Raw genomic sequence first — 13,893 nt, 5'->3', positions numbered from 1 at the left:
TCCCGATGAGCATCTTCGACATTTTCGGTGGCGAGTTCATCGAAGTCATCGAATGGACGGATGACACCCGCGATACGATGGTCTGGCGCTATGATACCGTCGGACATGCCATCAAATATGGTGCCAAGCTGACCGTGCGCGAGGGTCAGGCCGCCGTGTTCGTTCACGAGGGGCAGCTGGCCGATGTTTTCGGACCCGGTCTCTATCTTCTCGAAACGAACAACCTGCCGATCCTGACGCGACTGCAGCATTGGGACCACGGTTTCCGCAGCCCGTTCAAATCCGAGATCTATTACGTCAACACGACGCGGTTCAACAATCAGAAATGGGGCACGAAAAACCCCGTCATCGCACGCGATCCTGAATTCGGCCCGGTGCGCCTGCGCGCCTTTGGAACCTATTCGATGCGCGTCAGCGATCCGGCGCGTTTCATGGCCGAAATCGTGGGAACCGACGGCGAATTTACCAGCGACGAGATCAGCTTTCAGATCCGCAACGTGATCGTGCAAGAATTTTCGCGCATGATCGCAGGATCAGGCATCCCGGTTTTGGACATGGCTGCGAACACGGATCAGCTTGGCAAGATGGTGGCCAAGGCGATCGAGCCGGTCATTGCGGCCTATGGGATCTCGATCCCCGAATTCTATATCGAAAACATCAGCCTGCCCGATGCGGTCGAGCAAATGCTGGACAAGCGCACCTCCATGGGAATCATCGGGGACCTTGACCGCTTTGGCCAATATGCGGCCAGCGAGGCGATGCTGAATGCCAGCCAGAATCCCGGCGGCGCCGGGGCGGGCATGGGGGCCGCGATGGGTGCGGCCATGGGCATGGGAATGGCTAGGCCCGGACCTTGGGGCACCCCCCAACCCCAACCCCAGCCAGCCGCGGCACAACATGGCATGGCCCCGCCGCCCCTGCCCGGCAAGCAGGTCGAGACTGTGTGGCATGTTGCGCAGGACGGAAAGGCCGAAGGCCCGTTCGGGCGCGGCCATCTGGGTCGGTTGGCAGCGCAGGGCAGCTTTACCCGCGAAACGCTTGTTTGGGCACCAGGTCAGGTTGGCTGGCTGGCCGCCGATGACGTCCCCGAGCTGGCGCAATTGTTCACCATGATGCCGCCACCATTGCCGGGCTGATCAACAGATGCCTCCTCAGGTCAGCGAATTTCGCTATCCCTGCGACAATTGCGGGGCCAGTCTGCGTTTCCAGCCCGGACAACAACAACTGATCTGCGACTATTGCGGGCACGAGCAACGGATTGGCACCGGGCCAGGCCGCGCGCCGGCCCGGCAGCGCGATGACGGAGGAAAAGTCGGTGGGAACACCGATCGGATCTCGGACGCGCCCAAGGTCAATGCCGATCGCGCTCTGCAATGGGACGCCGGGCACAAGGCGCCCGAACTGGTCGAAATCCCCCTGGAGCGCGGCCTGAGGATCGATGCCGCGACCGAACTTGCGCATGAAGTGCGAACATTGTCCTGCCCCAATTGCGGAGCGAAGATCGACATCACGGCAGAGGTTCATGCCAGCGCCTGCCCTTTCTGCGCCACGGCGGTGGTGACTGATACGGGCGCATCGCGGCAAATCAAACCTCAGGGGGTGCTGCCCTTCATCCTCAACGAGGATCAGGCGCGCAAGGCGATGGAAGACTGGTTGGGGCGGCTGTGGTTCGCGCCTTCGGGTCTGCTGGCCTATGCGCGGCGGGGGCGACGGATGCGGGGTGTCTATTCACCTTATTGGACATTTGACGCCAGCACACGATCGGAATACCGGGGCGAACGCGGTGATGCCTATTATGAAACGGTCCATGTCACGCAAGAGGTCAACGGACGGCGTCAGCGGGTCGCGAAACAGGTCCGGCGCATTCGCTGGCGGGCGGTGCACGGTCGCGTCCGACGCGATTTCAACGACGTGCTGGTTCTGGCTGCCACCTCGCTGCCGCGCCGGTTCACCGATGGGCTGACGCCCTGGGACCTTTCGCATTTGCGCCCCTATCGCCCTGACTATCTGGCCGGATTCGAGGCCGAGGGCTATACCGTGGCCCTGTCCGATGGTCATGCGACCGCGCGCCAGGAAATGGCATCGGTTATCGCAAACGATGTGCGCCGCGACATTGGCGGCGATGAACAGAGGATCCGGCATATCCATACTGATCACAGCGCCGAAACCTTCAAACATGTTCTTCTGCCAATCTGGAGTGCGGCCTATAAATACAACGGCAAGAGCTATCGGTTCCTTGTCAATGCCCAGACTGGCCGCGTCCATGGCGAACGCCCCTGGTCGATCTGGAAGATCGCAGCAGCGGTGCTCGCCGGACTGATAGCGCTAGCAGTTTTTCTTTATTTTGCCGAAGCGGGCGGCTATGTGCAGTAAAGCAGCGCAATTCCGCGGATTCGGTGGCCAAGCATTCCGGCCACGCCGTCAGAAAGCAACTCAAGGGGGGACGATATGATCCTGTGTGCGGGTGAATCACTGATCGATATGGTGCCTGAACATGGCACATTTCGCCCACTGGCCGGGGGAGCGGTTTACAATACCACGATTGCTGCGGGCCGCTTGGGCGAGGATGTCGCCTATCTGTGGCCCATCAGCCGCGATCCTTTTGGCGAGATGTTGCTTGCGCCGCTGAATGAAGCCGGGGTCAATCTGGATCTTTGCCCGCGCTCGGACCGGTTGACGACATTGGCACTGGTCACGCTGGACAATGGCGAGGCGGTCTATTCTTTCTATGACGAAGGTTCGGCAGGTCGGATGCTGTCGGTTCAGGACATTCCTGCCCTGCCCGACAATATCAGCGCGATTTTTGCCGGCGGCATCAGCCTTGTGCCCGACCCCTGCGGCGGCGCCATCGAAAGCCTGATCGCACAGAACCATTCCAGATTACCGGTTGTTCTGGACCCCAATATCCGCCCGTTCTTCATTCAGGACGAGGGGGCATTTCGCGACCGCCTGAACCGCATCATTCCCCAATGCGACATCGTCAAGCTGTCCAGTGACGATCTGGCATGGCTTTATCCGGGCCTCGATGCACAAGAGGCTGCGCGAAAGGTATTGGCACTGGGACCGAAAATCGTGCTGCAAACCGGGGGGGCCGCAGGCGCGCATGCCTATTGGTCGGGGGAAACGGTGACCGCGCCTGCCATTCGCACAACCGTCGTTGACACGATCGGTGCGGGCGACACGTTCAATGCCGGCGTTCTGGCAAGCCTGCGCCGGCAGGGAGTGCTTGGCAAAGACGGGCTGGCGCAAATCACCGCACCGGCAATCAAGGCAGCGCTGACGCTGGGGGCGCAGGCAGCGGCGATCACCGTGTCGCGCGCCGGGGCGAACCCGCCCTGGCAACACGAGATGCCCGGTCACTAGACCCTACCCAAAGGCACCATCAAAACCTGCCCGCCCAGCTCAGCTGTCGTCGGGCAGGTTTTCCAGCGCGTCGAATGCGCCTTTCTGGCGGGCAGTCCAGCGCAATTGCAGCGTCAGCCCGTTTTCTCCAGCCTCTTCATGTTCAACAACGCCCGCCTCATGCAGCCAAGCACGACGCCGGCCATCGCTGAACGGCAGGATCAACGTTGCGGCTTCGCGTGGTTCATCCAGCGCATTGGCCAGATGGGTGTCAATGGCCGCGATCAGATCATCCAGCCCTTCGCCACTGAGGGCGCTGACCGCCTGAACGCCTTCGGTCCGCGCGTCGGTCCGACGCAGGGCTTCACGCGTGTCCGCTGACAGCGCGTCGATCTTGTTCCAAACCTCGATCAGTTCGACGTCTTCATCGACACCCAGGCTTTCCAGAATATCGGCGACATCGCCAGCCTGCTCTTCGGTTTCCGGGTGGCTGATGTCGCGGACATGCAGGATCAGGTCAGCCTCCAGCACTTCTTCCAGGGTCGCACGAAACGCGGCGACCAGTTCGGTCGGCAAATCGCTGATGAAACCCACGGTATCGGACAGGATGATCTTGCGCCCGGAACCACCGCCAGCGGCATCCGGCAGGCGGATCGCCCGCATTGTCGGGTCCAGCGTGGCAAAAAGCATATCCTTGGCCATGACCTCGGCGCCGGTCAGGCGATTGAACAAAGTCGACTTGCCGGCATTGGTGTATCCGACCAGCGCGACGATGGGATAGGGAACCTTGGCACGTGCCGCGCGGTGCAGGGATCGGGTCTTGACCACACGCTCCAACTGGCGACGCAGACGGGTCATCTGTTCGTCAATGGCACGGCGGTCGGCCTCGATCTGGGTTTCCCCCGGCCCGCCAACAAATCCAAGCCCGCCGCGTTGACGTTCAAGGTGGGTCCAGGCGCGCACCAAACGCGTCCGCTGATAGGACAGCGCGGCAAGTTCGACCTGCAACACCCCCTCGCGCGTGCGCGCGCGATCGGCGAAAATTTCAAGGATCAGCCCGGTTCGGTCCAGCAGCTTGACGCCCCATTCCTTTTCCAGATTGCGCTGCTGGACGGGCGTCACCGGGCCGTCGATCAAGACCAGTTCGGCATCGACCGATGCCAGACGTCCCTTGATCTCAGCCAGTTTGCCCTTGCCAAACAACATGCCCGGATTGGGGTCACGCAGACGGGCAACCTCTTCCCCGACAATTTCGATCCCCGGCAGGGCATGAGCCAACGCCACGGCTTCGGCCAAGGCGTGTTCAGGCGCGCGCCTTTGACTGCGCGCATGGCCCAGATCCGGATGAATGACATAGGCGCGGGTCGGCAGGGCCTCGGTCGAAGTGGGCTCGGCCAATCAATCCTCGCCTTCGTAAAGCGAAATCGGCTGTCCCGGCATGATGGTGCTGATCGCGTGTTTGTACACCAGTTGCGACTGACCGTCACGACGCAGCAAGACGCAGAAATTGTCGAACCACGTAATGACACCCTGCAATTTCACGCCATTGATCAGAAAAATCGTAACCGGCACCTTTGCCTTGCGGACATGATTGAGAAAGGCGTCCTGAAGGTTTTGTTTATCGCCAGCCATCTTTTTTCTTTCCATTATTTGCACTGTCCGGTCCGATTCACATGTAAGGCCTTGCCGCAGTCCTTGCAAGCAAGACAAACCGACAATCGCCGCCATGCCAGCCAGCGCGCCAAACGGGCTTACTTGCGCCAGAAATCAGGCGAAAACAATGCAAGGATTGCCAAGGTTTCCAGCCGTCCCACGATCATCGCGCCCGCAAGAACCAGCTTGGTGAAGGACGGCAGGCCCGACCACCCTTCCCACGGGGCCGAGGCAACACCCGCCGTTGCGTCAAAGGCCGGTGTCAGGGGAATGGCGCCTGCAAGCGGCCCGGTATTTGTCAGCGCGGCAATTGAAAGGATCGTGGCGGTATCGAATTCGATCTGCTGTATAGACACTAGGGCGACGGTCGTGCCGATCGAACAGGCGAACAGCATGAAGAAAATGAACGCAAGATATGCACCTTCGCGCCGCAGACGCCGTGCAATCCGCCCTCCGCCCGAAATCGAGTTGGGATGGATGATCTTTTCCATTTCACGTTCGCCGTGGCGCGCAAGGGCATAGACCCGCAGCAGCTTGACCCCGCCGGCCGTGGTGGCAACGCCGCCCCCCATCATGGCCAGCCCTGCAAGGATCAACCCCGGCGAGGTCAGGCCCGACCAGGCCCGTGCGCCCTGCCAGTCAACCGAGTTCCAGCCGGTTGTCGTCAGGTAGCTGAGCGTATTGAACATGCCGCCCCAAAACGCCGACAGCGCCTTGGCTGCACCGGACATTGCAAGAATCCCGGCCCCTTCCCCGGTATTCGATTCAATCGCCCCCAGGAAATGGCGCAGGAACAGAATGGCCGTCACCACCACGACCAACCCGGCCGCCATGCGCAGTTCAGGATCGTCGCGCAGCCTCTCGGTGGCCCTCAACTCTCGGCCGCCGGGCCAGAAACGTCGTGACAGGGCGGGGATCATGAACAGGAATATCAACACCTCTCCCGACCAGCCCGCCTTTTCCTGGGCGGCACCCAGATCGGGTGCGATGCCACTGGTCGCCAGCGTTCCCATTGCACGACACAGCGCGATCAGGGATTCATCGCCCAACAACAACAGCCCAAGCCAGATCAACAGGGTCAACCCCGCATAAACCGGGAACACCGCTCGCGCCGAACGCAACAGCCGAAATGACGGATCGTTCAAACGGGTGTGAAATTCAGGCGAGGACAGATGCGGTTGCGGCTCTCGCGGGTCCGAGGATTCGGGCAGTCTTTCGAATTGTTCGCTGCGGCCATAGGGGGACGCCATCAACTCGAAGCCGCCAACCCGCAAAGGGGCCAGGATCGCGACGGCCGCCGCCAGCATGAAGAATCCCCCCATCCAGCCCACCAGAGCGCGCCAAAGATGCAGAGGGGCAGGCAACAAATCCGCGGAATACAGCGACGCCCCGGTCGTGGTCAGCGAAGAAACCATTTCCCACCAGGCATTGAACATGCCGGTGTCTGGCAGGCTTTCCGCAAAGGGAAAGGCCAGAATGACCGGCAAGAGAACCATCGTGGCCAACATGCTGAGCAACGTATCCCGCGCGCGCCGCCCCTGCGGATTTGCCGCTGTGGCCAGCCCGACCAGCCCCGCCAGCACCAAGACCAGCAGGGACGCATAGAAAAAATTGCGGGCAATGGCGTCGTGATCTGTCACCGACGCATAGGACGCCGGGATCAACATCGACAGCCCGACCAAAATGCAAAGCTGGATGAACAGGGGCAGACGCAGCAGGACGGACATGGCCTGCGCCTCAGAAAAAGTCGATCGAGACCTGCAAGAGGCGCTCGACCTCTGGCACGTCTTTGGTCAGGGCGAAGATCAGAACGATATCACCTTCCTCGATCCTGGTATCCGAAGACGGCTTGATCACGCGATCACCCTTTTGCACCGCACCGATCAGAACACCTTCGGGGAATTCGATGTCGCGTATTGCCCGCCCCGACATGGGCGAGGTCGACAGAACCTGCGCCTCCATCACTTCGGCTTCGGCATCACCGATGGAATAGATGTCACGCACCCGTCCGTGGCGGATGTGGCGCAGAATCGTGGATACGGTCGTGGCGCGCGGGTTGATATAGGCATCAATATCCAACGCGCCCATCAAGGGCACCAGCGTCGGATCGTTGATCAGGGCGATCGCCATGCCCGCCCCGGCCTGTTTGGCACGGACCGACGCCAGAATGTTGGTCTTGTCATCATCCGTGACGGCCAGAACGGCGTCTGCGCTTGGGACAGCGGCTTCTTCCAGCAGCTCTGCCGAAAGCCCGTCACCGTGCAAAACGATGGTGCGTTCCAGGTGATCGGCCGCGAATTCCGCACGCGATCTGTCACGCTCGATCAGCTTGGCGCGGATCCGTTCCGGCTGGGCCTCCAGCGTGCGGGCAACGGCAAGGCCGACATTTCCGGCACCGATGATCGCGACCCGTTCCTGTTTCTGCGGCGGCTTGCCAAAGATTTCCAGGGTTCGGGCAACGTCATCCCTGTGCGAGAACACATATATCTGATCCCCCGCGAACAGCTGATCGCCGGGATCTGGCGCAAACAGGCGTCCGCCACGACGCACCCCGGCCACGATGGCGCGCAGGCTGGAAAAAATCTCGTTCAGCTGACGCAGCGGGGTGTTCAATGCGGGGCAATCATCTTCCAGAACAATGCCCAACAGGCTGATACGTCCATCAAGGAAGGTCTCGACATCAAATGTCGATGGCGCGGACAGGCGTTGCAACGCGGCCTTGGCCACCTCTCGCTCGGGGCTGATGACGACATCGATTGGCAAATGGTCGGTGCGATACAGATCGGAATAGATCGCATCAAGATAGGCGGTGCTGCGCAGCCGGGCGATCTTGCGCGACACCTGAAAGACAGAATGGGCCACCTGACAGGTCACCATATTCACTTCGTCCGAATGCGTTGCGGCAATGATCAGATCCGCGTCCCGCGCACCTGCGCTGTCCAGCACATCGGGATGGCTGGCAAATCCTGCGACACCCTGAACGTCCAGCGCATCTGTCGCGCGTCGGATCAGCTCGGCATTGTTGTCGATGATCGTGACATCGTTACGCTCTCCGGACAGGTGGCGGGCAATCTGCCAACCGACCTGCCCCGCTCCGCAGATGATGATCTTCATCCGAACCCTCGTGCAAACGGCGGTTGCCCACCTGTCCTTCTTTGCCTATGCCGCCTTGCGTGATGGTGCAACCACCCTTGCACCGCCGCCATTTGCTGCGCCCCGGATTCGCAACCCCCGATTGAATATCAACCCCGGAAACACTTGAAAGGGTAACTGATCCCGCGTTATAGTTAACAACGGATGAAGATAACCGGCCAGTCAAGCTTGGCATGTTCCTGCCCGTGCTGCATGCAATTGCCACGCTGCGGGTTGCCCATTGGCTCCGGTTGCCGCATATACGCGGCCAAGACGCAATGCTTGCCATGCGGCCCGGACGTGGTTTCGGGCCATGTGAACCGAACCAGATGACAAAAACGGAGATGGAGTATCCCGATTGATGCAAGGTTCAGGTTTCGTCTGCTCCCGCAGCCTTGCATTTCCTCGGATCGTGTTTGTTTCCCCGAACGCCCTCTTCGGTCAGACTGGATCGGGCGTGGTCGGCGACGGTGATCTGGCAGCACCCCGCCGACCACGTTCCCCTGACATATAGCGCCTGACGCCAATCAGATCTGGCGCGGCCCCGCCATACCGCCGGGCCGACGCGACAGAACCTGCGCAGCGGCTATTTTCCGGCGACCATTTCTTCTTCGCTGCGCATCCCACCGACCACGCCAAGCGATTTCAGTTTACGGTGCAATGCGCTGCGCTCCATTCCGACGAATTGGGCGGTGCGGCTGATATTGCCGCTGAAACGGTTGATCTGGGCCAGCAGATATTCCCGTTCGAACATTTCGCGGGCTTCGCGCAAGGCCATCGCCGTGATCTGTGGGCCAAGGCTTAGCGCATCACTGTTGTCCGGGGTTGCGCCCTGGGGTTCCAGCTCGGTTGGCTGGATGGGTCCACTGTCCTCGGTCAGGATCAGGACACGCTCGATCACGTTGCGCAGCTGGCGAATATTGCCCGGCCAGCGCATCGATTGCAGTGCCGCGACGGTTTCTTCGGGCAGGTCGCGCATGGGCAACCCCTGGGCGGAATGGAACTGCTCGATGAAATGATTGGCCAGATGCGCCATATCGTCCCGGCGATCGGCCAGTGACGGTACGGCGACGGGCACGACATTCAGCCTGTCATACAGTTCCTGCCGGAACCTGCCCGCGGCGATCTCGTTGGGCAGATCGCGATTGGTCGAGGAAATGACGCGCAGATCGACCCGCACCTGATCGGTGCCTCCCGCCCGGCTGAACTGCTGTTCCGTCAGAACGCGCAGTATCTTGGGCTGGGTTCCCAGCGGCATATCCCCCACCTCATCGAAATAGATGATCCCGCCATGGGCCTGTTCCAGCAATCCTTTTTCAACGCCGCGCTCGGGGCTTTCGCGGCCAAACAGCACCTCTTCCATGCGCTCTGGTTCTATGCTGGCGCAGGGCACCGTGACGAACGGCGCGTTCACACGTGGGCTGTGAGCGTGGATATAACGGGCCGCAAGTTCCTTGCCGGCGCCCGGCTCACCCGACAGCATGACACGTCCATTGGACTTGGCCACCTTGTCCAGATTGTCGCGCAGGCGCTTGAACGCGACCGAATGGCCCAGCATGTCGGTCGCACGCTCGCCGCCCCGACGCAGGGTGCTGTTTTCGCGGCGCAGACGGCTGGTTTCCATCGCCCGATTCACCACCACCATCAACTGATCGATATTGAACGGCTTTTCGATAAAGTCATAGGCACCCTGACGGATCGCAGCGACCGCAATCTCGATATTGCCATGCCCGGAAATTATGATCACCGGCACGTCGGGATTGTTGCGCTTGACCTGTTTCAGAATATCGATCCCGTCCATCCGGCTATCCTTGAGCCAGATATCCAGAACCATCAGGGCCGGTTCATTTTCGTTCAGGGCATCAATCGCCTCGTCCGAATTGGATGCCAACCGCGTTTCGAAGCCCTCATCCTTCAGGATGTCAGCAATCAGTTCGCGGATATCGCGTTCGTCATCTACGATCAGAATATCAGTCATGTGTTGCCGCCTCGTGTTTTTCTTGTCTGCTCTTGCGCTGGGTGCCCCGCACCGGGTGCCTCTCCCGGGGAAGGCGTATTTCGGCCATCGCACCCTCTCGGTCGGGCGCGTCCGTCAGGGAAAGGCTGCCGCCATGTTCCTCGACGATCTTCTTGACAATCGGCAGGCCGAGGCCGGTGCCATGTGATTTCAACGTGACATAGGGTTCGAACAGGCGCGAACGATCCGCCGGCAGGCCGGGACCGTTGTCGATGATGCGGATCGTGACCGTGTCGTTTTCGACATCCATTTCCACCATCACCCGCCCCGTCCAGCCGTCTTCCATCTGCCCGGCACGTTCGTCGACCGCCTCGCCTGCGTTCTTCAACAGATTGGTCAGGGCCTGTCGCAACATGCCCGGATCGCAATCCACGATCACAGGTTCTTGCGGGATACTGGATTGCAATGCCCCCTTGAGGGCATCCTGCTGCAACAAGACAACCTCGCGCAGCAGCCCTGCCATATCGGTTTCCGCGCGGTCGGGTTCCGGCATGCGCGCGAAACGGCTGAATTCATCCACGATCCGCCGCAGATCCCCGGTTTGACGAATGATCACATCTACATACTGATCCAGAGACGCCTTTTCCTCGGGCCCGGCCAAAGGTGCGAATTTGCGGCGAAGACGCTCGGCCGACAGCTGGATCGGCGTCAGCGGATTCTTGATTTCATGCGCCACACGGCGTGCGACATCCCCCCAGGCCGCCAGGCGTTGGGCGCTGACCAGTTCGGTTACGTCATCGAAGGCAACCACATAACCTTCCAAGCCGCCATCCGTCCCGCGCCGCACGGCCATGCGCACCAGCAGGCTTTCAAGCCTGCCTTCACGCGACAGCCTGACCTCGTCCTGAACGGTTTCAGCGACCGACCCGGACAGGCGTTCGAACAGCGACGCGAATTCCGGCACAGCTTCGCCAAGCAGGGCATCAATATCGGTTTTCGGATCCAGCCCCAGCAAGCGCGTGGCCGAGCGGTTCACGAAATCAATTTCGCCGGCGGCATCCAGTCCGATCACGCCGGACGTCACCGAGGACAGCACATTGTCGAAAAGCCGCCGTTGACCGTCACTGATGCGATAGCTTTCGACCAGTTCTTCGCGTTGTGCCTTCAGCTGCCGGGTCATGCGGTTGAAACTTGCGCCAAGGGTCTGGATTTCGTCGTTGGTGTCCGGCTCGGGCACCTGCACGTCCAGATCGCCATGGCCGACGCGTTCGCTGGCCTCGGCCAATTGGCCGATCGGACGGGACAGCCGGCTTGCAAACCACAGGCCCAGCCAGATGGCCGCCGCAACCAGAAGCAACGCAAACCCCAGATACACCAGAGAAAACTCGAACAGCACCTGACCACGGGTTTCTTCCAGCTGACGATAATCGCCCACGGTCGCCCGCGTATCGTCCAACAGCCCCAGCAAATCGCCATCGACGTCGCGGGTGACATAGAGATACCGGTCCGCAAGTGGCGGCAGCGCGACAAGTGCGCGAAACTCGTTGTTTTTCCAATCCTCGACAAGGATCAGACCTTCGGCTTGCGCGCGGTCCAGCTGATCACTTGTCGGTTCCTCATACCAGAACAGATAGCTGCGCTCACCGCGCGCGCGGATTTCACCGGCACCATTGATGATATAGGCTTCGCGCAGGCCACGCTGAATCAGAGACTGTCCCTGAACCAGCAACTGGCGCATCTCGCCATCTTCGATCATCGGGCTTTCGCGGCCGGCCTGCGTCAACACCCCGGCCAGGGCGCTTGCATCTTCGGTCAGGTCCTGACGATGTTCGGCCTGATAAGCCTCGGCCGCGGCCTGAGAGGTCATGACGACCTGCTGGACCCGATCCGAGAACCAGCCCTCAAGCCCGATATTCACCAGCAAGCCCGCAAACAGCGCGACCAGAACGGTGGGAACCAATGCCAATCCGGCGAAGATCATCACCAGACGGGCATGCAAGCGCGACCCGGCCGCAGATTGCCGCCGCGCCGTGATCAACCGCGCCATGCGCGCCATCACCCCACCCGTCAAGGTAATCAGATACAGCAGATCCAGCATGAGGATCACACGCAGGACACGGCTTTGGATGCCGTGGCTCAGCGGACCCAGCACGAACATTGTCGCCGCAACAAGCACGATCCCGATGATCAGCGCGCCCCATTTGGCGAAACTGCGCCAACGTCGCGGCAATCGAATTCCGGCCAGCCTGTCCCAGCTTAGCCCTGATGCGGACTCTGCCATTTCCCCCACTCGCCGTCTGACGCGGCTTGTCTGTTGCAGTGTCGTGACTCTGACACTGCCTTCTGTGGCGGTTTTACATCAGTTTGCGGCGCCGTGTCACCTCGATATTCAACTCTGTCAGCTTTTTGCGCAAAGTATTGCGATTAATTCCCAGCAAATCGGCGCATCGCAGCTGATTTCCGCCGGTCGCATCCAACGCGACCTGCAGCAACGGGCGCTCGACCTCGCGCAGAATGCGGTCATACAGTCCCGGAGGCGGCAGGGCATCGCCATGCAGATCGAAATACCGCTGCAAATGCGCTTCGACGGAATCCGCCAAGGGGCCATCATCTGCCGGCATATGCCCCGCAACGGGGGACACGCCATCAAGGCCCATCGCGGATGAGGTCACCGCCGCCACACGTCCGCCACCCTGCTGGCTTAGCGCATCACGCATCTCACTGGCCGAAATGGCGGCCGCGCTTGCGGTCAGGGCCAACCGGCGCATCATGTTTTCCAGCTCTCGCACATTTCCGGGGAACGGATGGGCGCGCAGCAATGCCGCCGCCTCGTCCGACAGGCTGCGCTCGGGCAGACCCTGCGCCGACGCACGGGCCAACAGATGCGATGCCAGGGGCAGGATGTCATCGACCCGCGCGCGCAGCGGAGGCACCACCATCGTGATGCCGGCCAGCCGATAATACAGATCCGAGCGTAACCGCCCCGACGCCACATCCGCCTGCGGATCGGGTCCGGTCGTCGCCACAAAGCGCGGCGCCTCGGCGCGGTCGGCCCCTGTTTCCATGGCTTCGATCAGACCGATCAGGCGCGCCTGCGCCGCTGTATCGAACCCTGCGGGATTTTCGATCACAATGGTTCCGCCACGGGCCTTTTCGGTGGCCTGCATGACCGATTTCTCACCCGCATCAGCCGAGGTCAGAAAAACCAGCCCGCGGTCACGCCGGTCGGACAATTCATGAAAGGAACGGGCGATGGTGGATTTTCCCACCCCCGCCTCACCTGCGATCAGGACCGGCAGATCCGCATTCAGAACCCGCGCCACCATTCGAAACAGCGCCTGCATTGCCGGAGCATGACCGATCAGTGGCATCGCCGGGTCCGCGCCTTCGGCACTGGGCACGGGTACCTCGGAAACCTGATCGCTTTTGCGCGGCCGGCGTGACAAGGCCTGATTGGCCTTGGCCATGAGGTCCGGCAGATCAAACGGCTTGGGCAGGTATTCGAACGCATCAGCCTCGGTCGCGCGAATGGCCGTGACGATGGTATTCTGGGCCGAGATTACGATCACCGGCAGATCGGGCCGCGCCTGGTGAATCGCCGGAATCTGGTCGATGCCATTGCCGTCGGGCATCATCACATCGGTAATGACCAGATCGCCGCGCCCCTCTTCAACCCATTTCTCCAACTGGGCCAGACTGCCCGTGGCATGGACGCGACATCCCGCACGGGTCAATGCCTGCGTCAGCACGGTGCGGATCGTGCGGTCGTCATCGGCGATCAGAACTGTTCCGTCCATGTGCCTTGATCC

At 61.1% G+C, this 13,893-nt stretch carries 10 protein-coding genes; 3 read left to right on the top strand and 7 right to left on the bottom strand.

The genetic code is table 11. The features are described from left to right. Positions 1 to 5: 5 nt before the first annotated feature. From PAF17_RS01045 to PAF17_RS01035, 3 genes are all read left to right on the top strand, one after another. A complete protein-coding gene (locus tag PAF17_RS01045) occupies positions 6 to 1,136 on the top strand; it encodes an SPFH domain-containing protein (RefSeq protein WP_271887220.1) in 1,131 nt (376 codons plus the stop codon). 7 nt (positions 1,137 to 1,143) lie between these two features. Then, positions 1,144 to 2,373 (top strand): zinc ribbon domain-containing protein, encoded by a 1,230-nt coding sequence (locus PAF17_RS01040; protein WP_271887219.1) that lies wholly within the window; start codon positions 1,144 to 1,146, stop codon positions 2,371 to 2,373. Positions 2,374 to 2,448: 75 nt separating this feature from the next. Beyond that, on the top strand, positions 2,449 to 3,363 hold the full coding sequence (locus PAF17_RS01035; protein ID WP_271887218.1) for a carbohydrate kinase family protein: 915 nt from the start codon (positions 2,449 to 2,451) through the stop codon (positions 3,361 to 3,363). A 39-nt stretch (positions 3,364 to 3,402) separates the two neighbouring features. Here the strand turns inward: PAF17_RS01035 and hflX are convergent, their stop codons facing one another. The 7 genes from hflX to PAF17_RS01000 form a co-directional block, all read right to left on the bottom strand. Further along, positions 3,403 to 4,740 carry a GTPase HflX gene (hflX, locus tag PAF17_RS01030; protein ID WP_271887217.1) on the bottom strand — a complete coding sequence of 446 codons (1,338 nt, stop codon included), beginning with the start codon at positions 4,738 to 4,740 and terminating at the stop codon, positions 3,403 to 3,405. Beyond that, positions 4,741 to 4,974 carry an RNA chaperone Hfq gene (gene hfq, locus PAF17_RS01025; RefSeq protein ID WP_020949330.1) on the bottom strand — a complete coding sequence of 78 codons (234 nt, stop codon included), beginning with the start codon at positions 4,972 to 4,974 and terminating at the stop codon, positions 4,741 to 4,743. A gap of 119 nt (positions 4,975 to 5,093) precedes the next feature. Continuing rightward, a complete protein-coding gene (locus tag PAF17_RS01020; RefSeq protein ID WP_271887216.1) occupies positions 5,094 to 6,722 on the bottom strand; it encodes a potassium transporter TrkG in 1,629 nt (542 codons plus the stop codon). A gap of 10 nt (positions 6,723 to 6,732) precedes the next feature. After that, positions 6,733 to 8,109 (bottom strand): Trk system potassium transporter TrkA, encoded by a 1,377-nt coding sequence (gene trkA / locus PAF17_RS01015; RefSeq protein ID WP_271887215.1) that lies wholly within the window; start codon positions 8,107 to 8,109, stop codon positions 6,733 to 6,735. 604 nt (positions 8,110 to 8,713) lie between these two features. Continuing rightward, on the bottom strand, positions 8,714 to 10,105 hold the full coding sequence (ntrX, locus tag PAF17_RS01010; protein WP_271887214.1) for a nitrogen assimilation response regulator NtrX: 1,392 nt from the start codon (positions 10,103 to 10,105) through the stop codon (positions 8,714 to 8,716). Next, positions 10,098 to 12,365 (bottom strand): sensor histidine kinase NtrY-like, encoded by a 2,268-nt coding sequence (locus PAF17_RS01005; RefSeq protein ID WP_271887213.1) that lies wholly within the window; start codon positions 12,363 to 12,365, stop codon positions 10,098 to 10,100. Before PAF17_RS01005 ends, ntrX begins: the two co-directional genes overlap by 8 nt. Before the next feature lie 73 nt (positions 12,366 to 12,438). Further along, positions 12,439 to 13,881, bottom strand: coding sequence for a response regulator (locus tag PAF17_RS01000; RefSeq protein WP_271887212.1), 1,443 nt, complete (start codon positions 13,879 to 13,881; stop codon positions 12,439 to 12,441). Positions 13,882 to 13,893: the final 12 nt, after the last annotated feature.

The organism is Paracoccus onchidii (assembly GCF_028294535.1).
GTDB classification, from domain to species: Bacteria; Pseudomonadota; Alphaproteobacteria; order Rhodobacterales; family Rhodobacteraceae; genus Paracoccus; species Paracoccus onchidii.
Note: the sequence above shows the minus strand (reverse complement) of the source record. Positions and strands in the feature narration are given on the sequence as shown.

Bases quoted from the DNA above. Each gene is read 5' to 3' on its own strand.
- PAF17_RS01045 (WP_271887220.1), top strand. From the start codon at position 6: ATGAGCATCTTCGACATTTTCGGTGGCGAGTTCATCGAAGTCATCGAA.
- PAF17_RS01040 (WP_271887219.1), top strand. From the start codon at position 1,144: ATGCCTCCTCAGGTCAGCGAATTTCGCTATCCCTGCGACAATTGCGGG.
- PAF17_RS01035 (WP_271887218.1), top strand. From the start codon at position 2,449: ATGATCCTGTGTGCGGGTGAATCACTGATCGATATGGTGCCTGAACAT.
- hfq (WP_020949330.1), bottom strand. From the start codon at position 4,974: ATGGCTGGCGATAAACAAAACCTTCAGGACGCCTTTCTCAATCATGTC.
- PAF17_RS01020 (WP_271887216.1), bottom strand. From the start codon at position 6,722: ATGTCCGTCCTGCTGCGTCTGCCCCTGTTCATCCAGCTTTGCATTTTG.
- trkA (WP_271887215.1), bottom strand. From the start codon at position 8,109: ATGAAGATCATCATCTGCGGAGCGGGGCAGGTCGGTTGGCAGATTGCC.
- ntrX (WP_271887214.1), bottom strand. From the start codon at position 10,105: ATGACTGATATTCTGATCGTAGATGACGAACGCGATATCCGCGAACTG.
- PAF17_RS01005 (WP_271887213.1), bottom strand. From the start codon at position 12,365: ATGGCAGAGTCCGCATCAGGGCTAAGCTGGGACAGGCTGGCCGGAATT.
- PAF17_RS01000 (WP_271887212.1), bottom strand. From the start codon at position 13,881: ATGGACGGAACAGTTCTGATCGCCGATGACGACCGCACGATCCGCACC.